Raw genomic sequence first — 19292 nt, 5'->3', positions numbered from 1 at the left:
GGATGCCCCCCCAAATCGGGGCCCAAATCAGGAAAGGTCGACCATGAAGGCTCTCTATCTCGACAAGGCGGACGGTCCCGAGGCTGCCGTCGTCACCGATGTCGAGACGCCGGTGCCCGGTCCCGGCGAAGTGCGCGTCGCGATCCACGCCGCCTCGGTCAATCACCGCGAACTGTTCGTTACGCATGGCCAATACCCCGGCATGACCCTGCCCGCGACGCTGGGCTGCGACGGCGCGGGCGTGGTCGACATGATCGGCGAAGGCGTTTCGGGCGTGGCGGAAGGCGACGAAGTGGTGCTGTACCCGGCGCGCAACTGGGGGCCGGATCGCCATGCGCCGGCTGCAGACTTCGGCCTGCTAGGGATGCCGTTCGCCGGCACGATCGCGCAGTACATCTGCGTTCCTGCGGAGAACCTTGCGCCCAAGCCCGCCTTCATGAGCTTCGAGGAAGCCGGGGCGATGCCGCTGACGGCGCTCACCTCGTGGCGCGCGCTCATGTTCAAGGGCCGGCTCCAGGCCGGCGAGACGCTGCTGATAAGCGGGGTGGGCGGCGGCGTCGCCACGTTCGGCCTCGCCTTCGCGGTGGCCAAGGGCGCCAACGTCTACGTCACCGGCGAAAGCCAGGAGGTGATCGACCGCGCCATCGCGATGGGCGCCAAGGGCGGCCTGCTCTACACCAACCCCGACTGGCGCAAGCAGGTGGGCAAGCTGACCGGCGGCATCGACGTGGTCCTCGACGGCGCGCCCTCGCCCAGCTTCGCGAACTACGTGCGTGCGATCAAGCCGGGCGCGCGGATCGTGATCTATGGCTCCACCGCCGGTAACGAGATCAAGTTCAACGCCACCGACATCTTCCTCAAGAGCGCCAGCATCGTCGGCAGCCAGGTGGGCGATCCGCAGGACTTCAGGGACATGCTGGCTTTCGCGCAGGAACACGCGATCAAGCCGGTGATCGAGGCGACGTACCCGCTGGCACAGGCCAGGGAGGCACTGCTCCACCTGCGCGATGCGCACAAGTTCGGCAAGATCGTGGTGACGATGTGAGCGACCTGTTCAGTCTTGCCGGCCGCAAGGCGCTCGTCACCGGCGGCGCCCAGGGGCTGGGGCGGATGATCGCGGAGGGCCTGCTCAATGCCGGCGCCACGGTCGCGATCACCTCGCGCAAGGCTGAGATCTGCGAAGCCGCCGCGCAGGAGATGAGCGCGCTGGGCGCCTGCGTCGCGCTGCCGGCGGACTTGTCGACCCCGGAAGCGGCAGTCGATCTCGTCGCGCGGTACCGCGAAGCGCTGGGCGGGTGCCATATCCTGGTGAACAACGCCGGCAAGACCTGGGGCGGGGACATCGATACCTTCCCCGACAAGGCCTGGCCCGGCGTCATGGCGGTCAACGTCCAGACCCCTTTCACCATGATCCGCGAACTGCTTCCCGAACTGGGCGCTTCGGGCACGCCGCTCGATCCGGCGCGGATCGTCAACATCGGCTCGGTGGCCGGTATGAAGACCGAGCGGCTGAGCGCCTACAGCTACGCCGCCAGCAAAGCCGCCGTCCATATGATGAGCCGCGATCTGGCGGGCGACCTGGCGAGCCGCAACATCACCGTCAACGCGGTGATCCCGGGCTTCTTCCCGACCAAGATGACCGCGCACATGCGCGACGAAGACGTCGTCGACCCCGCGCTGCTGGCGCATATTCCGATGAAGCGCCTGGGCACGCCCGAGGACATCGCCGGGATCGTCGTGTTCCTGTGCTCGCGCGCGGGCGCTTACGTCACCGGAGCGCAGATTCCGGTCGACGGCGGGGTCGTCGGCTGCGGCTGAAATGGAGCGACCCTGACTCGGCGAGTCAGGGCTTAGCGCGCGCCGCGTAGAGCGCGATGGCGTGGATGGCGACCATGCACAGCGCCATCGTCGCACCACCCGCCGCCCACAGCAGGGCCGCGGGCCATCCCGAATTGAGCGCCAGCGCGATCGGCGCCGTCACCGCCCCAAGCGTCCCACCGTACGTGAACGTCGGCAGGAGCAGGAGCCAGGCCTGGCGTCCGCCGGTGAGATGCCTGTCGAACGCTCTCAATGCGGCGGCCAGGACAAAAGCGCCCGTGGCGTCGCAGAACGAGAACCACAGCGGCGAGCCGAACATATGGAACGGCTGCCGCCCGTAGAACGCGCTCAGGTCGCACCACTCGCATATCGACACGGCCAGCCAGTCGACCACGACGGTACCCGCGAACAGCCGCCACACGCGGGCGTAGCTGGTCCCTGCGGCAAACACGCGCGCGAGCAGGTAGGCGGTTCCGCCGAAGAACCACGCGTAGCCTAACGGTACGTAATACGGGATAGTCCGGTCGTAGCCGCGGAAGAACGCCAGATCGTTCACCGGCGGATACCAGTAGAGCAAGGTGTTGTCGAAGATGGGCTCGATCAGCACCGCCGACAACGCCGTGCCGGCAAAGACCAGCGGCAGTCGATAGCCCTGCCGCGCCCGTTCGCCGGACAGTAGCCACCACAACAAAATGCCGGCGAGTATGATGGTCGTGCCGACGAGAAACGCCAGCCCCGGCCCGGCCGGAGCCGGGTGGGAAGGCGCGGCCACGATGGTGCTGGGGATCACGGCAATCCGAACGTCGCCACGCCGCTGTCGGCGACGACGACGCCGCGTTCGGGCACCGAGGCGCGGAACCGGGCGGAGCCATCGCCTTCGTCCCAGATTTCGACGCGGATCGTGTCGCCGGGGATCACCGGCGCGGTGAAGCGCTGGCGCATCGAGCGCATCTGGTCGGGATTGCCGTCGGCGCACTTGTGAAGCAGCGCCCTGCCGATCACGCCCATCGTGGAAAGGCCGTGGAGGATCGGTTCGTCGAACCCGACGCTGCGCGCCAGCGCGAGATCGGCGTGCAGCGGGTTGCGATCGCCCGACAGGCGATAGACCAGCGCCTGGTTGCGCGACGTCGGCAGGTCGATCACGCAGTCGGCGGACCTCTCGGGCACGGCGGGCAGCGGGTCGCCGCCAAGATCTCGCGTGCCACCGAACCCGCCCGCACCGCGCAGCACCCAAACGCCGGTGGTCTGCGCCACGGGAACGCCCGAGAGCGTCGTCAGGTCGCGGCGGCTGCGGATCATCACCGGCTTGCCGGGCCCCTTGTCCGCGATGTCGAGGATACGCGTGGTGCCGATCAGTTCTCCGGTCGCTTCGATCGCGCGATGGATGACCAGCGATTCCTCGCCGTGGAGGATGTTTTTCCAGTCGAGCCCCGCCTTGGGGTCCATCGCCCAGAAGCCGGGCGTGCCCAGCACCAAGGCCATCGTCGGCAGCGCCTTGAGGTCGCGTTCGAACACGAAGTCGAGTTCGTCGACCGTATGGGATTGCCCCGCCCCCACGCCCAGTGCGTAGAGGATGGTATCGCGCATGTCGTAGCTCTCGCGATATTCCGGCAACCGGTAGGCCAGCAGCTTTTCGATATCGAGCACCGCCATCAGCTCAACTTCCGTTCGTCGAGGCCGAGCCCCCGGCCAATGATTTCTCGCATGATCTCGCTAGTTCCCGCGAAGATTCGGCTAATGCGCGCGTCGGTGTACATGCGGCTGATGCGGTATTCTTCCATATAGCCCGCGCCGCCGTGCAACTGGACGCACTCGTCCATCACCCTGCCCTCCAGTTCGCTGGTGAGCAACTTGGCGGACGAAGCGTCCTCGGCCGTCAATTCGCCCGCGTTGAGCAACAGGACGCTCTGGTCGACGTACGTCTGCAGCGCATCGAGTTCGGCCCGCATCGTCGCCATCTTGAAGCGGGTGTTCTGGAAAGCGCCGATCGGCTTGCCGAAGGCGCGGCGTTCCTTGACGTAGTCCAGCGTCAGGTCGAACGCAGTCTGCGCCGTCGCCAGAAAGCCGATCGCGGCGACCAGCCGTTCCTGCGCCAGGAACCGCGCGAGATAGCGGAAGCCCTGCGTCGGTTCGCCGAGCACGTTATCCTTGGGCACCTTCACGTCGCTGAAGAACAGCTCGGCGGTATCCTGCGCCTTGAGGCCCATCTTGTCGAGCTTGCGGCCCCGTTCGAACCCTTCCATGCCGCGTTCGACCACGAACAGGCCCAGGCCATGCCGGCTTTCCGGATCGGTGCGCGCCGCCACAATCACGAGATCGCCCAGGATGCCGTTGGAGATATAAGTCTTCGCGCCGTTGAGCAGCCAGTGGTCGCCCTTGTCGACCGCGGTGGTGCGCATGCCGGCCAGGTCGCTTCCGGTCGAGGGCTCGGTCATCGCGACGGCGAGGATCGTCTCGCCGCTGACGATGCCGGGCATCCAGCGATCCTTCTGCGCCTCGGTCCCCAGCTTGGCGATATAGGGGGCGACGAGGTCGTTGTGCAGGTTGATGTAGAAACCCACATCACCGTGGCGCATGTTCTCTTCGATGATGATCTGCTCGAAGCGGAAATCGTCGATCCCCGCACCGCCGTATTTCTCGTCCGCCCAGGTGCACAGCAGGCCCTGCGCACCGGCCTCGAGGTACAGTTCGCGATCGACGATGCCCTGCGCCCGGAACCGTTCGGCGTGAGCGCCGACTTCCGCCTTCATGAACTTGACGACGCTGTCGCGGAACTGCTCGTGCTCCGCCTCGAAGGTGAGCCTTCTCATGCCGGCACCGCTTCCTTGGTCTCGCTGGCCTGCGCGGGCGTGTAGAACGCCTCGCCCTTAGCGGCCTTTTCGCGCAGCCAGGCTGAGGGCAGGAAGCGCGGGCCGTAAAGTTGCGCCAGGCGATCGGCTTCCTGGACGAACCGGGCGACGCCGATGGTATCGATGTAGCTGACGGTGCCGCCGGTCCACGACGGGAAGCCCCAGCCATAGATCGCGCCGAGGTCCGCATCCTGCGGTGTCTCCAGCACGTTTTCCTCGAGGCACCGGGCGGTTTCCATGGCCTGCGCGTAAAGGTAGCGGGTCTTCAGTTCCTCGACGTCCCAGCCGTCCTCGACCGGGAAGTGCTCGCCCAGCCCGCTCCACAAGCGCTTCTTGCCGCCTTCGGGATACTCGTAGAACGCGCCGCCGGTCTTGCGACCCGATCGGCCGATCTCGTCGCGCATCCGGCGCATCACCGCGACCCCGGCGGGCGGCGTATAGGCATCGCCTTCCTCGGCGATCGCCTGGTCGACGATCTTGAGCGGCAGGTCGAGCGTCAGTTCGTCGAGCAGCGCCAGCGGACCGACCGGCATGCCCACGGCCTTGGCGGCATTCTCGATCACTGCGGGCGGAACGCCTTGCGCCAGCATCGCCGCGCCTTCGTGGATCAGCATCTGGAAGACGCGGCTGGTGTAGAAGCCGCGGCTGTCGTTGACGACGATCGGGGTCTTGCGCAACTGGGCGATGAAATCGAGCCCCTTGGCCAGCGTCTCCTTGCTGGTCTGCTTGCCCATGATGACTTCGACCAGAGCCATGCGGTCGACCGGCGAGAAGAAGTGCAGGCCGATGAACTGGTCGGGCCGCTTCGACGCCTGCGCCAGCTGCGAGATCGGCAGCGTCGAGGTGTTCGACGCATAGACCGCATGTTCCGGCAGCACAGCTTCGGCCTTGCGCGTGGTCTCGGCCTTGATCGCGGTATCCTCGAACACCGCCTCGACGATCAGGTCGCACCCATCGAGCAGCGCGAAATCGTCCGCCGGAGTGATGCGGGCGAGGACGGCATCGGCCTTGTCCTGCGTCAGCTTGCCCTTCTCGACCAGCTTGCCCAGGACTTTCGCGGAATAGTCCTTGCCCTTCTGCGCGGTCGCGGTGTCGCGGTCGATCAGAACCACCTCGATCCCGGCGTTGGCCGAGACATAGGCGATGCCTGCGCCCATCATCCCGGCGCCCAGCACGCCGACCTTCTTCACCTCATACTTCGGGAAACCTTCGGGACGGCGCGCGCCCTTTTCCGCAGCCAGCTTGGAAATGAACGTGGTGCGGACGATGTTGCGCGAAACCGGGTTGGTCAGCAGCTTGGCGAAATACTTGCCCTCGACCGCGAGCGCCTTGTCGAAGGGCATCTGCAGGCCGTGGAACACTGCATTGAGGATCGCCAGCGGCGCGGGCTGGTTGTAGCCCGACTTGGCGATGCCGCCGGCCGCCATCATGTAGGCAGCGGAATCCTCGGGCACGGTCATGCCCTTTTTCTGCGGCGGCACCCAGCCCTTGACGTCCCAGGGCTTGACCGGATCGGGACCGGTCGCGAGCCACGCCTTCGCCGCGTCGATCAGCGTGTCGGCGGGCACGACCTCGTCGACGATCTTGAGCTTGAGGGCCTCGGCCGGGGCGACCGAGCGGCCCGAGAGCAGCAGGTCGAGCGCCGTCTTCATACCGGCGATGATGCCCAGCCGCACGGTGCCGCCCGAACCGGGCAGCAGGCCGACGTTGACTTCAGGCAGGCCGACCACCGCCTTGGGATCGTCAACCAGGATACGGCGATGGCACGCGAGCGCGAGTTCGAACCCGCCGCCCAGCGCCAGGCCGTTGATCGCGGCGACCCAGGGCTTGCCCGAGCGCTCGATCGCGCGGTGCATGTCGGTGGCGCGCTTGGCGAAAGCGTAGGCCTCGTCGACGCTCAGCGTCTCGAAACCGTTGACCAGCTGCTTGAGGTCGGCACCGGCCATGAAGGTCTTCTTGGCCGACGTGACCACCACGCCCTTGATCGCGTCATCCTCGGCGACTTGCTGCGTCACCGCTTCCATGTCGGCGATGAAGGCATCGTTGACGACGTTCATCGCGCCTTCGGCGTCGAGGGTCAGGATCGCAAAGCCGTCGGCGGCCTTGTCCAGTCGCATAGTTTCCATGGGTGTTCCCGATCTGGTTGTCAGTTGGCGCTCAGACGCGCTCGATGATGGCGGCGGTGCCGAGGCCGTTGGCGGCGCACAGCGTGATGAGGCCGGTGTTGAGGTCGCGCCGTTCCAGCTCGTCGAGCACGGTGCCCAGGATCATCGCGCCGGTCGCGCCGAGCGGATGGCCCATCGCGATCGCGCCGCCGTTGACGTTGATCCGCTCGTCGGGGATGTCCATGTCGCGCTGGTAACGCAGGACGACGCTGGCGAACGCCTCGTTCAGTTCCCACAGGTCGACGTCGCCCGCCTCCATCCCGCCGGCCTTGAGCGCCTTGCGCGACACCGCGGCAGGGGCGGTCAGCATGATCGTCGGTTCCGAACCGATGTTGGCGTAAGAGCGGATGCGGCCGCGCGGCTTGAGCCCCGCCTTCTCGCCGAATTCCAGCGAACCGACCAGCACCAGCCCCGAACCATCGACGATGCCCGAGCTGTTGCCGCCATGGTGGACGTAGCCGATGTCCTCGATCTCGGGATAACGCGCCTTGGCGACCGCTTCGAAGCCGGCCTTGCCGAAGCCTTCGAAGGCGGGCTTGAGCTTGGCCAGGCTTTCCAGCGTGGTGCCGGGGCGCATGTGCTCGTCATGGTCAAGCAGCACGTTGCCGAGGATGTCCTTCACCGGGACGATCGACTTCTTGAAATAGCCGTTCTGCCAGGCATGCGCCGCCTTACGCTGGCTTTCGACCGCGAAGGCATCGACATCCTCGCGGGTGTAGCCGTCCAGCGTCGCGATGATGTCGGCGCCGATGCCCTGCGGCGCGTAGTAGTTGCCGTAGGCCACCGCCGGGTCCGAGGTCCAGGCGCCGGAATCGTAACCCATGGTGGTGCGGCTCATCGATTCGACGCCGCCACCAATGCCCGCCTGGATCATGCCCGAATGGACCTGCGCCGCGATCAGGCTCACCGCGTCCAGCCCGGTCGCGCAGAAACGGTGGATCTGCTGGCCCGCCACGGTCTGCGCATAGCCGGCCTGCAGCACCGCCGCGCGCGCCAGCACACCGCCCTGCTCGCCCACTGGCTGCGCCATGCCGATGATCACGTCGTCGAGCAGCGCCGTATCGAGGTCGTTGCGTTCCTGCAGCGCCTTGAGCAATTGCGTCGCCATTTCGACCGAAGTGACTTCGTGCAGCGCGCCGTCCGAGCGACCTTTGCCGCGCGGGGTGCGCACGTGATCGTAGATATAGGCTTCCATCGTAAATTCCCGACAAGTGATCCCACGAAGTATCGTGGTCCTGCTGTTGGATCGCACGGGCCCGTCCGCACCTATCCGACGAAAGGCGCACCTGACGCGGGTCGCTGCAATCTCGAGCGACATTCAGACACTCGAGCATTGTGGAGCGGACACTGGTGGGCACTACGGGCGAAGATTACGCCGCCATCCGAATTTCGGCGACGACCCTGGGCGACCTGCTGCTGCGCGGCAGGGACCTGGGGGGGGACAAGGAGGCGCTGGTCTTTCCGGGCGAGCGCAAGAGCTACGACGCGGTCATCACCAGCGTGTTGCGCCGCGCGCGCGGGCTCAAGGCGCTCGGGGTGAAGCGCGGAGATCATGTCGGCATCCTGCTGCCGTCCAGCATTGAATTCGTCGAAACACTGTTCGCCAATGCGATGCTCGGCGCGGTGTCGGTGCTGATGAACGCCCGCTACAAGGCGCCCGAAGTCGCCTACGTCGCGCACAACGCCGACCTGACGACGATCGTCACCAACGATCTGGTCAGCGAGCATGTCGATTTCGGGACGCGCCTGAACGAAGCCCTGCCCGGCCTGGCATCCGCCGCCGACCCTTGCGAACTGCACCTGCCCGAAGCGCCGCGCCTGAAGCGGATCGTCATGCTCGGTGGCAACAGCCTGCCCGGCTTCGTCGACGAAGCCCGGTTCGACGCCGCCGTCGAGACCGTGAGCGAGGCGGACATTCATGCCACCCGCCTGACGGTGCGGGTGCGCGATACCGCGATGATCCTCTACACTTCGGGCACCTCGGCCAATCCCAAGGGTTGCCTGCTCAGCCACGAGGCGGTGACGCGCGAAGCCGGCAACCTTGCTCGCTATCGCTGGGAATTTCGCAGCGACGAGCGCGCGTGGTCGCCGTTGCCGCTGTTCCACATCGCCGCGATGCTGTGCATGCTGGGCGCGATGGACGTGGGCGGCACCTTCATCGGCCAGCCTCACTTCGACGCCGGCGAAAGCCTCCGGCAGATCGGCGAGGAGCGCGTCACGATGATGTTCCTGCCCTTCGTCACCTTCCACCAGGCGATGATCGCCCATCCCGACTGGGCGAGCGCCGACTTGTCCTCGGTCCGCCTGCAGAACAGCTGCTTCGCCTTCATGCCCGACCGGGTCGGCCAGGCCTATCGCGACAAGGCCCCGAACATGGTCCAGGTCGGCACGATGGGCATGACCGAGGCGACCGGCATCGTCACCACCGGCGGCTACGCGATGCCCCCCGAAATGGGCTTTAGCAAACTGGGCTATCCGCTCGCCGGGATCGAAATGAAGATCGTCGATCCCGAGACCGGCGAGGAGAAAGGCACCGACGAGCGCGGCGAAATCCTTATCCGCGGCTACAATCTGTTCGACGGCTATTACAAGGATCCGGAAAAGACCGCCCAGGCCTTCGACGCCGACGGGTGGTATCACAGCGCCGACATCGGTTCGATCGACGCCCATGGCCACGTCATGTTCCACGGCCGCTTCAAGGACATGCTCAAGGTCGGCGGCGAGAACGTGGCCGCCGCCGAAGTGGAGGCGGTGCTGGCCGCCCATCCCGCCGTGCGCCTCGCGCAAGTGGTGGGGTTGCCTGACGAGCGGCTGGCCGAAATCCCAGCCGCCTACGTCGAGCGCGATGGCGACGTCGCGGTCGCACCCGAAGAACTGATCGCCTACGTCAAGGAGAGGCTCGCATCGTTCAAGGTCCCCCGGCATATCCGGTTCATCGACGAATGGCCGATGTCGGCGTCGAAGATACAGAAGTTCAAGCTGCGCGCGGCGCTGATGGACGAACTGGGGCTGGCGGACTGATGCGAAAACCGCACGCAAGGCGGATGCACGGGAGAGAAGAATGCGCGTAATCATCACCGGTGCGGCAAGCGGTATCGGCCGCGCCTGCGCCGAACTGCTGGCCGCGGGCGCGGTCGTGCCGGGCGAGCACCAGGTGCTGCTGGCCGACCGCGACGCGGGCAATCTCGGCACGGTGGTCGAGGCGATCGGTCCGGCAGCGGCGGGCTGCGTCGTCGATCTCGCCGAAGCGGACTGCGGGGATCGCATCGTCGCGGCGGGTCTGGCGCACATGGGCGGGATCGACGCGGTCGTCAGCAATGCCGGGATCATCATGGGCGGCGCGCTGATCGACCAGCCCGCCGACGACTTCGACCGCATCTTTGCGATCAACACCCGCTCGACCTGGCTGCTGGCCAAGGCGGCGCATCCCCACCTCAAGGAGAGCCGCGGCTCGTTTGTCGCCACGGCGTCGATGTCGGGCACGCAGCCGACGCCGGGGTTGGGCTTCTATTCGTCGAGCAAGGCCGCGCTCATCATGCTGATGCGCCAGTTCTGCATCGAATGGGGCCCCGACGGAATTCGCTGCAACACCGTCTCGCCAGGGCCGACCTACACCCCGATGACCGCCGCCGGTTATGAGGACCGATCGCGCCGCGACCAGCGCGAGGCCAACATCGCGCTGCGCAAGCTGGGCATGGCCGAAGACGTCGCCAACGCGATCCTGTTCCTGATCGGTCCGCACTCGGGCCACATCAGCGGCATCGACGTGCTGGTCGACGGCGGCATGAGCAATATGCTGATGCCCGCCAGCGGCGGCGGCACCGGGCAGCAGCGGCAGCGCTGAGATGTGCTCAGGCCACCTTGTCCCGCGGCAAATGCAGCGCGAACGCCGGCAACGGCAGGTCCTGTCCGTCGATCAGGATATGCGCCGTCGCGGCAAGGTGGTCGTTGTGCAGTTGGACGGCGCGATCGGCGTCGCGCGCCAGCACCGCATCGACGATGGCAGCGTGCTCGTGAACGAGATCGCGCTCGCCCCGCGCCAGTGGCACGGTGAGATAGCGATAGCGTTCGGACTGGGCATAGAGCCAGTCGCGCATGCGCAGCAGCCAGGGGCTGTCGCACGCCGCTACGAGCGCGTGATGGAACGCGGCATGCGCGTCGGCATAATCCTCGTTGAGACGGGCGGCATCGTCGAGGTCGCGCGTGGGCGTCCGGCTCAGACGATGCGCGGCGCTGACGATTGCCGACTCCCATTCCAGCCCGCCCGCCGCGATCGCGCGCCGCAGGCACTGTCCTTCGATGTCGCTACGCACATGTACGAGGTCCACCAGATCGGCGATCGAGATCGGCGTCGCGCGAAACCCGCGCGCGTCGTCCTGCGTGACGAAACCTTCGGAGGTGAGCCGCGCCAGCGCTTCGCGCACAGCGCCGAGGCTGAAGCCGCGAACCTCGGCCAGATCCTTAATGTTGATCCGTTCGCCCGGCACCAGCCGGCACGTCAGCAGATCGTCGCGCAACTGGCGATAGGCCCGCTCGGTCAGGCTGATCTTCTTCGTCATCGCGAAAGACATAGCAGTTTTGAACTAGGACGCAACTCATCATAGTCTATTTCGGCATTTAGAATATATTTCGTGTTGACCGATGCGCAATCGATCAGCACGATGGGAGAGGCTTCAGAAGGATTGAAACATGCGTTTGGCCAAAGTTTCCAAGAATGGAATTACGGGACTGGCAGTCTCCAACGGCGATGGAATCAAGGCGGTGTTCGGTGACGAATCACTAAGCGACATCGATGCGCTGATCGCAAAAGGCGGCGACTCGCTGCAGCAGGCGGGCGCAAGAGTAGCGGCCGAGGGGGAGCCGGTGGCAGAAGCGGAGCTGACTTTCCTGCCGCCACTGGTGAAGGCGCCGAAGATCATTTGCCTGGGCCTCAACTACAAGGACCACGCGGCTGAAGGCGGCTTCCAAGTGCCGGAATTTCCGACCGTCTTCGGTCGCTTCAATTCCAGCCTGATCGGCCATGGTGCGCCGATCATCAAGCCGCCGACCTCCGACCAGCTCGACTACGAAGGCGAAATGGTCGCGATCGTCGGCACCGCGGGCAAAGACATCGCCAAGCAGGACGCGCTCTCGCACATCGTCGCCTATTCGGTGTTCAACGACGGTTCGGTGCGCGACTATCAGCTCAAGACGCCGCAGTGGACGGTGGGCAAGAACTTCGACGACACCGGCGCGTTCGGCCCCTGGCTGGTCACCGTCGACGAACTGCCCGCCGGCGGCGCCGGTCTCAAGATCGAGACGCGGCTCAACGGCCAGGTGGTGCAGAGCGCGAATACCTCGGACATGGTGTTCGACGTGGTCGATACCGTCGCGCTGCTGTCGACCTGCTTCACGCTCGAAGCGGGCGACGTGCTGGTGATGGGCACGCCCTCGGGCATCGGCCTGGCGCGCACGCCGCCGCTGTTCATGAAGGACGGCGACGTGTGCGAGGTGGAGATCGAGAAGATCGGCCTGCTGGTCAATCCGATCAAGGCGGGCTGACGGGATGATCGTGGCGGCGGGCAGCGGAACGGCGCTGCCCGCCCCGGCTGTGGAGGACGGGATGAGTGAACTGAGCAAGGGCGGGCGGCGGGAAGGTGCGCTGGGCGTCCATTCGATCGACCACTTCGCGATCGAGGTCCCCGACCTCGAAGAAGCGCGCACATTCTACACGCTGTTCGGGCTCGACGTGTGCGACCGGGACGGCGGCCTCGATCTGTACGCCAAGGGCGATCCGCATCGCTGGGCGGTCGTGACCGCGGGCACCGGCGGGCGCAAGCTGCGCTACCTCAGCTTCGGCGTCTACGAGGACGAGATCGACGCCTTCCGCGCGCGTCTCGAAGGGTGCGACGTGACTTTCATCGATGCCCCCGCGGGCGCCGATGCCGACGGCATCTGGTTCGAGAGCTTCGACGGACTGCCGGTGAACGTGCGCGTGGCCGACAAGACGACACCGGACGAAAAGAGCCGCTTCTCGTTCGTCAGCTCGGAACCGGGCAAGTCGGGCGCGATCCCCAACAGCAAGGCCCCGCCGGTGTACCCGCGCCGCCTGTCGCACTTCGCGATCTTCACCACCGACGTGAACGCCGCGATCGACTACTACGAAAGGACGCTCGGCCTGCGCCTGTCCGACAAGAGCGAGCCCGCGGTCGCCTTCCTGCACGGCGCCCATGGCAGCGACCACCATCTGCTCGCGCTCGTCCTGTCCGACCGGCGCGGGATGCACCACAACAGCTGGGACGTCGGCTCGGTGCAGGAAGTGGGCCTGGGCGGCGCGACGATGGCGCGCGCGGGCTATGGCCCCAACTGGGGCGTGGGCCAGCACGTGCTCGGCGCCAATTACTTTTTCTACGTCCGCGATCCCTGGGGCAGCTTCAGCGAATATTCGGCCGACATCGACTTCATCCCCCATGACGTCGACTGGCCGGCCGCGAACCACGCGCCCGAAGACAGCATGTTCCTGTGGGGGCCAGACCCGTTCCCCGAATTCATCCAGAACACCGAACAACCAGCGGAGGCCTGAGCGCCATGACCACATTCGTACTTCTCCACGGCGGCGGCATGGGCGGCTGGACCTGGAAATTCGTCCGCGAACTGCTGGAGGCCAAGGGCCATCGCGTGCTGACCCCCACGTTCACCGGCTTCGGCGAACGCGAGCACCTGATCGCGCGCGACGTCGGCAACGCCACCCACGTCCAGGACGTCGTCAACGTCTTCCGGTTCGAGGACCTGCACGATGTCGTCCTCGTCGCGCATAGCTATGCCGGCACCGTGGCGCCGGGCGTGCTGGCGCAAGTGGGCGACCGGGTGGCGAAAGTCATCTACCTCGACGCCATAGTGCCGCATTCGGGCGAGCGGATCGCCTCGCTGATGGGCTACGTGCCTGAGGAGCAGCTAGCCGGACTGGATGCCATGCTCGACGCCGGCGAAGGCCCGATCGGTTCGGGCGTGCACGAAATGCAGCGCGCCGCCGCCAAGGAGCATCCGCACCTTATGGTGCCCGAGCGCGAGAAATGGCTGCTCGACAACCTCTCCGACCAGCCGATGAAGGCGACCTCGTGCCTGATCCCGGTCGGCGCCGAGACGATCGCCAAGCCGGTCGACTACATCGCCGCTGCGGTGACGGTAATGACTGCCATGCACGATCGCGCACGCGCGCTCGGCTGGACGATCCACGACCATCCGGGCGACCACGCGCTGCTCGTCGGCGATCCCGAAGGCACGGTCGACCTGATTCTCGCGATCGCCGAAGGCAAGGTGGCGGCATGAACGTCGCCGAGCTGTTTTCGGTCGAGGGCCGCATCGCCCTTGTCACCGGCGGATCGACAGGTATCGGCCGGCACATCGCCACCGGCCTCGCCGCCGCGGGCGCCAAGGTCTATATCTGCGCACGCACCGAAGCCAATATTCTCGCCGCCGCCGCAGACATCGGCGCGGCCACCGGCGGCACCTGCATCGGTCTCGCCGCCGACTTGGCGACCCTGCCCGGCATCGACGCGCTGGTGGCGACGATCGGCGCGCAGGAAAGCGCGCTGCACATCCTGGTCAACAACGCCGGCACGATGGCCGAAGCGCCGATCGACGAGACGGGCGAGGACGCCTGGGACACGGTCATCGACCTCAACCTGAAGGCGCCGTTCTTCGTGCTCCAGAAGTTCCTGCCGCTGCTGCGCGCAGGCGGCACAGCGCAGCGCCCCGCGACGGTCATCAACATCGGTTCGGTCGGCGCGCTCAAGGTCGGACCCAAGGAAAACTACGCCTACCAGGCGTCCAAGGGCGCGATCCACTGGCTCGCCAAGGGCCTCGCCAAGCGGCTGGGGCGCGAACACATCACCGCCAACGTCATTGCGCCGGGCTTCTTCGAATCCGAGATGACGGTCATCACCTCGGACGAGATGCGCACGATGGTCGAGGGCATGGTGCCGCGCGGCCGGGTCGGCACGCCCGAGGATCTGGCCGGCACCGCGATCTACCTCGCCTCGCGCGCGGGCGCCTACGTGACCGGCTCGGTCATCCCCGTGGAAGGCGGGCTGTCAATATGAGCCGCCCCCTCACCCTATAGGACGATAGGTTCGGAACGACCCGCCAGCGGCCACGATACCTTCGAGACAGGAAGGAACGACAATGGATTTTTCGCTGACCGAGGAACAGCAGGCGTTTCGCGACGTCGTGCGCCGCTGGGTCGATGCCGAAGCCCCCAAGGACTGGATGCGCGCGCTGGAAGCGGATGAAGAGAACTATCCCTTCGCGCTGTGGGACAAGCTGGCGGAACAGAGCTTCTTCGGCGTCGGCATTCCCGAGGAATACGATGGGCTGGGCGGCGATGTCGTTACGCAGATGATCTTCGCGCGCGAACTGGCGCGCACCGCCGGCGGCCTGCTGTGGGTCTGGGGCCTGACCTCGTTCGGCGGCGCCAAGACGATCGGCGCAGTGGGCACCGACGAGCAGAAGGAACGCTGGCTGCGACCGATGGCGCAAGGCAAACTGCGCGTATCTATCTCGATGACCGAGCCCGATGGCGGCACCGACGTGCTGGGCGCGATGAAGACGCACGCCGAGAAGGTCGACGGCGGCTGGCTGCTCAACGGCGCCAAGATGTGGACGACGGCGGCCAAGGTCGCCGACCGCCTGCTGGTGCTGGCGCGGACCAACAGGAAAGTCGAGAAGAAGCACCACGGCCTGACCATGTTCTTCGTCGACGCCAAGTCGCCAGGCATCACCGCCTCGCTGCTGCCCAAGCTGGGCATGCGCGCGATGGGCTCGTGCGAGGTGCATTACGAAGACGTGTTCGTTCCCGACGAGGACGTGCTGGGAACGCCCGGCCAGGCCTGGTACGCGATGCTGCCCACGCTCAACAACGAGCGTATCATGGTCGGCGCGCAGTGCCTGGGCGCGATCGACGGCGTGCTCGAAGACGCGCTCGCCTACATGAAGACGCGCAAGGCCTTCGGCGGAATCATCGGCCGCTTCCAGGTGCTGCAACACTACGTCGCCGACATCGCCACCTGGCAGAAGACCACCGAACTGCTGCTCTACAACGTCGCCTGGATGCAGGCACAGGGCATGCCCTGCGGCACCGAGGCCAACATGCTCAAGATGGTCGCCACCGAGAACGCGGTGAAGGCGGCGGACCTGGGCATCCAGATCCTGGGCGGCATGGGCTATTCGGCCGAAACCGACATGCAGCGCTATTGGCGCGACCACCGCATCCTGCGGATGACCCCGATCAGCAACGAGATGGTCCGCAACACGATCGCCGAAAGCCTCGGCCTGCCGCGCTCCTTCTGAAGGGACGATCCATGAGCGATCTCGACGACCTTCCCCCCGCTCCCCTCGCCGCCGGCACCTCGCTGGACGGCACCGCGGTGTTCACCATTTCGGCAGAGGAAAACACGGCGCTGTGCCGCTCGACCGGGATCGAACCGGCGGCGGACGGCACCGCGCATCCGATCTACTATTACATCGCCACCCAGGTCGCGATGGGCAAGACCGTGGCCGGCGTGTGCGAAGCCTGCGAATTCGACGTCGACGATGGCCCGATGATGGGCAGCAGCGGCGTGCGCTTCGACGCGCCGCTGCAGGTCGGCGAAAGCTACAAGGTCACGGGCGAGATCCTCAGCCTGATCCGCAAGCGCAGCCGCAAGCTGGGGGTGATGGACGTGCTGACCTACCGCCTGCGCCTCCACCTGCTGGACGGCACGCAAGTGCTGGAAACCGACAACGTATGGGTCCTGCCCCGCAAGGAGTTCGCCGCATGATCTACGCTGTGGGAGATACCCTGCCGCCGTTCACGATCGCAAGCGTCAGCCCCGAGGCGATGAAGCAGTGGGCGGTGTTCCTGGCGGACCCCAATCCGATCCACCTCGACGCCGAAGTGGTGAAGGCCAAGGGACTGGGCGACCGCGTCATCAACCAGGGGCCGATCAACGTCGCCTACATGATCAACATGCTGACGCGCGCCTTCCCCGGCGGCCGGATCACGGCGATGGATTCGCGCTTTCTCGACAACGTCTACGGCGGCGACCGCGCGACCGTGACCGGCAAGGTCGCCGCCATCGAAGACGGCGCGGTCACCTGCGAGTTCGTGCTGGAGATAGAAGGCCGGGGCATCGTCAATTCCGGCACCGCAACGATAGAAACCTGATTTCGAGAGGAGTGAATTTATGCCAAGCGGACCCTTCGCCCATGTTTGCATGGTCGTGCGCGACCTCGACACCGCGATCGAGGACTGGACCAAGATCCTGCGCGTCCTCGATCCCGCCTCGCTCGAGGACCGGATCGTCAAGTACGACGAGTTTTCCAGCGGCGATGACGCCGGCATGAAGTGGGCGACCTTCGTAAATCCCACCGGCACCGAAATCCAGTTCATCCAGCCCGCCCCCGGCACGCCGATGGGCGAACGGCTCGACAAGGTGGGCGAGCACGTCCACCACTTCTGCTTCGCGACCGACGACGTGCCGGGCGCGATGGAGAAGCTCGCCGCCGAAGGCCTGCACGTGATGGGCGGCGGCAAGACCTACAACGATCCCGACATGACCTGGCAGAAGTGGAGCTGGGTCGGCCCGAAGAGCACCCACGGCTGCCTGATCGAAGTCGCCTCGCCTTACGAAAGCCGCAACGACGGCAAGTGGCACCACGCGCCCGGCAAGTTCGCGTACAAGGGCCCGGGCGAGCACCCCTCGTTCGCCGAGATCGCCCCGATCGCCGCCGAATGACGCGTTGAGCCCGGCATGACGATGGCCCATCGCATTCGCCTACCGGGCGCGGGGCTCACCTTGGTCGCCGATGCCTATGGCGACCCGTCGGGCCCGCCGGTGTGCTTTTTCCACGGCGGGGGACAAAGCCGCCGGTCGTGGCGCGGCTCCGCCCGCCAGGTCGCGCGCCATGGCTATTACGGCCTCAGCTTCGACTTGCGCGGCCACGGCGAAAGCGATTGGGCGCGCGATGGTGACTACCTGCTCGAAGCCTTCGGCCGCGACGTCGAAGCGATACTGGCCGCGCTTGGCCGCACCGCCGCACTGGTCGGCGCCTCGCGCGGCGGCCAGGCGGCGCTGGTAGGGGGCTCGCGCCATCCCGATCGGGTAGGGCTCATCATGCTGGCCGACGTCTCGCCCTACATGGACGATACCGGGGTCGACGGGGTGCGCGCGTTCTTTCGCGCCAGCGAGGACGGCTTCGTCTCCACCGACGAGGCAGCGGCAGCGCTGCATGTGCACCTCGGCCGCCCGCTTCTTGCCGATTCGTCGGGTCTTGCCAGCGCCTTGCGCGAGGACCGTGGCAGGCTGTTCTGGCAGTGGGATCCACGCACCGCTTCGCCCGAATTCCTCAACCCGCCGTCGGAAGGCGAGACCCTGATCGCGGCAGCCCGGCAGGTCGCAGCCCCGGTCGTGCTGATCCGCGCGGAGCTGAGCGACATCGTCTCGCCCGACAGCGTACGGCGCTTTCGCGAATTGACCCCGCACCTCGAAGTCGAACAGGCCGACGGCGTCGGCCACATGTTCACAGGCGACCGCAACGATTCCTTCGCCGAGCGCCTGCTGCACCATCTGGCCCGGTACATGCCGGCATGAACGACGGCGCAGCCTTCGTCGTCGGCGGGACAGGCGGGCTGGGCAGTGCGATCTGCCGCCGCCTCGCCCCGGAGTGGGACGGCGTCGCGGTGGGCTACCGCTCCAGCACCGACAAGGCGCGCGCGGTGATCGACACGCTGGGCGAGCGCGCCGGCGATGCGCGCGCGGTGCACTGCGACTTGGCCGACCGCGCTTCGATCGCAGCGGCCTTCGACACGGCCGAGCGCGCGTACGGCATGATCGGCACGGTGATATTCGCCGGCGGCGTCGCCATCCCGCAACCCTTCGTCAGCCGCATCGAAGAGGACCAATGGCGCGAGGTGATCGAGGTCGAACTGATCGGCTTTTCCCGCATCGTCGCGGCCGCGCTGCCTTATTTCCGCAAGGCGGGGCGCGGCAACTTCGTGTCGGTCGTGTCGGTCGCCAACTACTGCTTCCCGCCGGGCGATGCGTTGTCGTCGGTCCCCAAGGCGGGTATCGAGGCGCTCGGCCGCGCGGTCGCCAAGGAAGAGGGCCGCTACGGCATCCGCGCCAACATGGTCGCGCCGGGGATCATCGATGCCGGGCTTGGTGCCGATTTCCTGGAAACGCTCTACACGCCCGAAATCTGGGAAACGCAGCGCAAACGCATCGCCCTGCAACGCTTCGGCAGCGGCGAGGAGATCGCCGAGGCGGTCGGCTTCCTGGCCTCCGATCGCGCGCGGTATATCACCGGCCAGACGCTGATCGTCGACGGCGGGTTCAGCTTGTAGGAGAGGCCTTAGTTAGGTGAGCCCTTAGTCCTCCCCCCTCCCCATCGCTGCGCGAAGGGGACGATTATATCCACACGCCCCCGGCCGGCTTCGCGCCGA

Annotated in this window: 20 protein-coding genes; 14 read left to right on the top strand and 6 right to left on the bottom strand. The window is 66.5% G+C overall.

What is annotated here, in order from left to right; all coding sequences use genetic code 11:
* Positions 1-43 precede the first annotated feature (43 nt).
* Positions 44-1045 (top strand): quinone oxidoreductase family protein, encoded by a 1002-nt coding sequence (locus BES08_RS26680; protein WP_069709838.1) that lies wholly within the window; start codon positions 44-46, stop codon positions 1043-1045.
* Positions 1042-1818: an SDR family oxidoreductase gene (locus tag BES08_RS26675; RefSeq protein WP_069709837.1), complete on the top strand. Its 777-nt coding sequence runs from the start codon at positions 1042-1044 to the stop codon at positions 1816-1818. Before BES08_RS26680 ends, BES08_RS26675 begins: the two co-directional genes overlap by 4 nt.
* Positions 1819-1843: 25 nt before the next feature.
* Here BES08_RS26675 and BES08_RS26670 read toward each other — a convergent pair whose 3' ends face one another.
* From BES08_RS26670 to BES08_RS26650, 5 genes are read right to left on the bottom strand one after another with little or no spacing between them, the layout of a single operon-like run.
* Complete coding sequence (locus BES08_RS26670; RefSeq protein ID WP_069709836.1) at positions 1844-2608, bottom strand: hypothetical protein; 765 nt, start codon at positions 2606-2608, stop codon at positions 1844-1846.
* Entirely contained in the window at positions 2605-3471 is an 867-nt protein-coding gene (locus BES08_RS26665) for a MaoC/PaaZ C-terminal domain-containing protein (RefSeq protein ID WP_069709835.1), read from the bottom strand. Before BES08_RS26665 ends, BES08_RS26670 begins: the two co-directional genes overlap by 4 nt.
* A complete protein-coding gene (locus BES08_RS26660) occupies positions 3471-4628 on the bottom strand; it encodes an acyl-CoA dehydrogenase family protein (RefSeq protein ID WP_069709834.1) in 1158 nt (385 codons plus the stop codon). The genes BES08_RS26665 and BES08_RS26660 overlap by 1 nt, the downstream gene beginning before the upstream one ends.
* Positions 4625-6784, bottom strand: coding sequence for a 3-hydroxyacyl-CoA dehydrogenase NAD-binding domain-containing protein (locus tag BES08_RS26655; protein WP_069710201.1), 2160 nt, complete (start codon positions 6782-6784; stop codon positions 4625-4627). Before BES08_RS26655 ends, BES08_RS26660 begins: the two co-directional genes overlap by 4 nt.
* Positions 6785-6824: 40 nt before the next feature.
* On the bottom strand, positions 6825-8027 hold the full coding sequence (locus BES08_RS26650) for an acetyl-CoA C-acetyltransferase (RefSeq protein WP_069709833.1): 1203 nt from the start codon (positions 8025-8027) through the stop codon (positions 6825-6827).
* A 155-nt stretch (positions 8028-8182) separates the two neighbouring features.
* Between BES08_RS26650 and BES08_RS26645 the strand changes: the two genes are divergently transcribed.
* Positions 8183-9853: a class I adenylate-forming enzyme family protein gene (locus BES08_RS26645; RefSeq protein WP_069709832.1), complete on the top strand. Its 1671-nt coding sequence runs from the start codon at positions 8183-8185 to the stop codon at positions 9851-9853.
* Between the two features lie 40 nt (positions 9854-9893).
* Positions 9894-10676: an SDR family NAD(P)-dependent oxidoreductase gene (locus BES08_RS26640; RefSeq protein WP_069709831.1), complete on the top strand. Its 783-nt coding sequence runs from the start codon at positions 9894-9896 to the stop codon at positions 10674-10676.
* A gap of 7 nt (positions 10677-10683) precedes the next feature.
* Here the strand turns inward: BES08_RS26640 and BES08_RS26635 are convergent, their stop codons facing one another.
* On the bottom strand, positions 10684-11391 hold the full coding sequence (locus BES08_RS26635) for a GntR family transcriptional regulator (protein ID WP_231958460.1): 708 nt from the start codon (positions 11389-11391) through the stop codon (positions 10684-10686).
* Positions 11392-11521: 130 nt separating this feature from the next.
* Here BES08_RS26635 and BES08_RS26630 point away from each other — a divergent pair, with 130 nt between their 5' ends.
* The 10 genes from BES08_RS26630 to BES08_RS26585 all read left to right on the top strand — a co-directional run bounded on the left by BES08_RS26630 (position 11522) and on the right by BES08_RS26585 (position 19193).
* A complete protein-coding gene (locus BES08_RS26630; RefSeq protein WP_069709829.1) occupies positions 11522-12373 on the top strand; it encodes a fumarylacetoacetate hydrolase family protein in 852 nt (283 codons plus the stop codon).
* A gap of 61 nt (positions 12374-12434) precedes the next feature.
* Positions 12435-13394 carry a VOC family protein gene (locus tag BES08_RS26625; protein WP_069710200.1) on the top strand — a complete coding sequence of 320 codons (960 nt, stop codon included), beginning with the start codon at positions 12435-12437 and terminating at the stop codon, positions 13392-13394.
* 5 nt (positions 13395-13399) lie between these two features.
* On the top strand, positions 13400-14140 hold the full coding sequence (locus tag BES08_RS26620) for an alpha/beta fold hydrolase (protein WP_083274848.1): 741 nt from the start codon (positions 13400-13402) through the stop codon (positions 14138-14140).
* Positions 14137-14913, top strand: a complete 777-nt coding sequence (locus tag BES08_RS26615; RefSeq protein ID WP_069709828.1) for an SDR family oxidoreductase — start codon at positions 14137-14139, stop codon at positions 14911-14913. The genes BES08_RS26620 and BES08_RS26615 overlap by 4 nt, the downstream gene beginning before the upstream one ends.
* An 82-nt stretch (positions 14914-14995) precedes the next feature.
* Positions 14996-16159 (top strand): acyl-CoA dehydrogenase family protein, encoded by a 1164-nt coding sequence (locus tag BES08_RS26610; RefSeq protein WP_069709827.1) that lies wholly within the window; start codon positions 14996-14998, stop codon positions 16157-16159.
* An 11-nt stretch (positions 16160-16170) separates the two neighbouring features.
* Complete coding sequence (locus BES08_RS26605) at positions 16171-16629, top strand: hypothetical protein (protein WP_069709826.1); 459 nt, start codon at positions 16171-16173, stop codon at positions 16627-16629.
* A complete protein-coding gene (locus BES08_RS26600) occupies positions 16626-17015 on the top strand; it encodes a MaoC family dehydratase (protein ID WP_069709825.1) in 390 nt (129 codons plus the stop codon). The genes BES08_RS26605 and BES08_RS26600 overlap by 4 nt, the downstream gene beginning before the upstream one ends.
* A gap of 19 nt (positions 17016-17034) precedes the next feature.
* Complete coding sequence (locus tag BES08_RS26595) at positions 17035-17586, top strand: VOC family protein (RefSeq protein ID WP_231958459.1); 552 nt, start codon at positions 17035-17037, stop codon at positions 17584-17586.
* Positions 17587-17601: 15 nt separating this feature from the next.
* A complete protein-coding gene (locus BES08_RS26590) occupies positions 17602-18441 on the top strand; it encodes an alpha/beta fold hydrolase (RefSeq protein WP_069709823.1) in 840 nt (279 codons plus the stop codon).
* On the top strand, positions 18438-19193 hold the full coding sequence (locus BES08_RS26585) for an SDR family NAD(P)-dependent oxidoreductase (RefSeq protein ID WP_069709822.1): 756 nt from the start codon (positions 18438-18440) through the stop codon (positions 19191-19193). The genes BES08_RS26590 and BES08_RS26585 overlap by 4 nt, the downstream gene beginning before the upstream one ends.
* The last annotated feature ends 99 nt before the right edge of the window (positions 19194-19292 follow it).

The sequence above is a fragment of the Novosphingobium resinovorum genome, assembly GCF_001742225.1.
Taxonomy (GTDB): domain Bacteria; phylum Pseudomonadota; class Alphaproteobacteria; order Sphingomonadales; family Sphingomonadaceae; genus Novosphingobium; species Novosphingobium resinovorum_A.
This window is presented reverse-complemented; position numbering and strand designations above follow the sequence as displayed.

Excerpts from the sequence above, each read along its gene's own strand:
- BES08_RS26680 (WP_069709838.1), top strand. The coding sequence starts at position 44 with ATGAAGGCTCTCTATCTCGACAAGGCGGACGGTCCCGAGGCTGCCGTC.
- BES08_RS26665 (WP_069709835.1), bottom strand. The coding sequence starts at position 3,471 with ATGGCGGTGCTCGATATCGAAAAGCTGCTGGCCTACCGGTTGCCGGAA.
- BES08_RS26660 (WP_069709834.1), bottom strand. The coding sequence starts at position 4,628 with ATGAGAAGGCTCACCTTCGAGGCGGAGCACGAGCAGTTCCGCGACAGC.
- BES08_RS26655 (WP_069710201.1), bottom strand. The coding sequence starts at position 6,784 with ATGCGACTGGACAAGGCCGCCGACGGCTTTGCGATCCTGACCCTCGAC.
- BES08_RS26650 (WP_069709833.1), bottom strand. The coding sequence starts at position 8,027 with ATGGAAGCCTATATCTACGATCACGTGCGCACCCCGCGCGGCAAAGGT.
- BES08_RS26640 (WP_069709831.1), top strand. The coding sequence starts at position 9,894 with ATGCGCGTAATCATCACCGGTGCGGCAAGCGGTATCGGCCGCGCCTGC.
- BES08_RS26635 (WP_231958460.1), bottom strand. The coding sequence starts at position 11,391 with ATGACGAAGAAGATCAGCCTGACCGAGCGGGCCTATCGCCAGTTGCGC.
- BES08_RS26630 (WP_069709829.1), top strand. The coding sequence starts at position 11,522 with ATGCGTTTGGCCAAAGTTTCCAAGAATGGAATTACGGGACTGGCAGTC.
- BES08_RS26625 (WP_069710200.1), top strand. The coding sequence starts at position 12,435 with ATGAGTGAACTGAGCAAGGGCGGGCGGCGGGAAGGTGCGCTGGGCGTC.
- BES08_RS26620 (WP_083274848.1), top strand. The coding sequence starts at position 13,400 with ATGACCACATTCGTACTTCTCCACGGCGGCGGCATGGGCGGCTGGACC.
- BES08_RS26615 (WP_069709828.1), top strand. The coding sequence starts at position 14,137 with ATGAACGTCGCCGAGCTGTTTTCGGTCGAGGGCCGCATCGCCCTTGTC.
- BES08_RS26610 (WP_069709827.1), top strand. The coding sequence starts at position 14,996 with ATGGATTTTTCGCTGACCGAGGAACAGCAGGCGTTTCGCGACGTCGTG.
- BES08_RS26605 (WP_069709826.1), top strand. The coding sequence starts at position 16,171 with ATGAGCGATCTCGACGACCTTCCCCCCGCTCCCCTCGCCGCCGGCACC.
- BES08_RS26600 (WP_069709825.1), top strand. The coding sequence starts at position 16,626 with ATGATCTACGCTGTGGGAGATACCCTGCCGCCGTTCACGATCGCAAGC.
- BES08_RS26595 (WP_231958459.1), top strand. The coding sequence starts at position 17,035 with ATGCCAAGCGGACCCTTCGCCCATGTTTGCATGGTCGTGCGCGACCTC.
- BES08_RS26590 (WP_069709823.1), top strand. The coding sequence starts at position 17,602 with ATGACGATGGCCCATCGCATTCGCCTACCGGGCGCGGGGCTCACCTTG.
- BES08_RS26585 (WP_069709822.1), top strand. The coding sequence starts at position 18,438 with ATGAACGACGGCGCAGCCTTCGTCGTCGGCGGGACAGGCGGGCTGGGC.